The following is a 1018-nucleotide window of genomic DNA, read 5'->3' on the forward strand; positions in this document are numbered from 1 at the left end:
ACGTTCGCTTCGTATTCCTATGTATTCAGAATACGATGACCCTAAGGCCGGGTTTCCCCATTCGGAAATCTGCGGATCAATGTGTGTTTGCTCACTCCCCGCAGCTTATCGCAAGCTACTACGTCCTTCATCGCCTGATATCGCCAAGGCATCCACCATGTGCACTTAGTCACTTGTCCCTATAACTTTAGCTTCTAGTGTCTGTCGCCTATCTCTAAGCTTCAGGTTCATCACTAAAAACCGGTTATAGTTCTTTACTACTTATGAGTATTACTTTAGCGTTGCCGTATCTCAAGAATTTATTTTTTTCTAAAACTGCCTTTCGGCTGCTTTGATCAAACTCTTTTAATACTTTGTTTGTTCGATACAATCATAACCCTTCCATAAATCTGATCAGTATTGCTACCAATCTCTTTACAGAAATAAATTTTGATTATTTCTACTTTACTTCTTCTGAATTGTTAAAGAACGAGAACTTCTTGTTGCTGAGCCTTGCGACTCTCTTTCGATTTGAAAGAACAAACCTAAACAGCGCTCGCGCCATTTGCGTTTGTTTTCTCAACACACTTTTGGTAGGGCTGGTTGGGCTCGAACCAACGACCCCCGCGTTATCAACACGGTGCTCTAACCAGCTGAGCTACAGCCCCGCATGACTGCTTAAAACGCGCTTACTCTGCGTTGCAACGCCTTGCCGTACTTGCGTACTGTCTGCGTCGTTGCGCCTTGATCAATCCCGTTTGAATCAGTCTTTTTCATGTGGTGGTGGAGGTTGACGGGATCGAACCGACGACCCCCTGCTTGCAAAGCAGGTGCTCTCCCAGCTGAGCTAAACCCCCATTCAGGCACTGCTTCCTACCGCAAAGCAGCTTCACTTCTCTTTACTACTTTTCTCGTCTTTTCTTTTAACAGTCAATAAAAGTGAACACTTAACTACCAGCGCTACTCTAGAAAGGAGGTGATCCAGCCGCACCTTCCGATACGGCTACCTTGTTACGACTTCACCCCAGTCACGAACCCT

2 tRNA genes and 2 rRNA genes are annotated in these 1018 nt (G+C 45.4%); all 4 read right to left on the reverse strand.

The annotated features are described in order from the left end of the window. Positions 1–179 (reverse strand): 23S ribosomal RNA (locus KDM89_RS19110); the annotation flags it as partial. Positions 180–570: 391 nt separating this feature from the next. After that, positions 571–647, reverse strand: a tRNA-Ile gene (locus KDM89_RS19115). A 113-nt stretch (positions 648–760) separates the two neighbouring features. Beyond that, positions 761–836 (reverse strand) — tRNA-Ala (locus tag KDM89_RS19120). A 112-nt stretch (positions 837–948) separates the two neighbouring features. Next, positions 949–1018: ribosomal RNA gene (locus KDM89_RS19125) — 16S ribosomal RNA — on the reverse strand; the annotation flags it as partial.

The sequence above is a fragment of the Cognatundibacterium luofuense genome, assembly GCF_018139685.1.
GTDB lineage: Bacteria > Pseudomonadota > Gammaproteobacteria > Burkholderiales > Burkholderiaceae_D > Undibacterium > Undibacterium luofuense.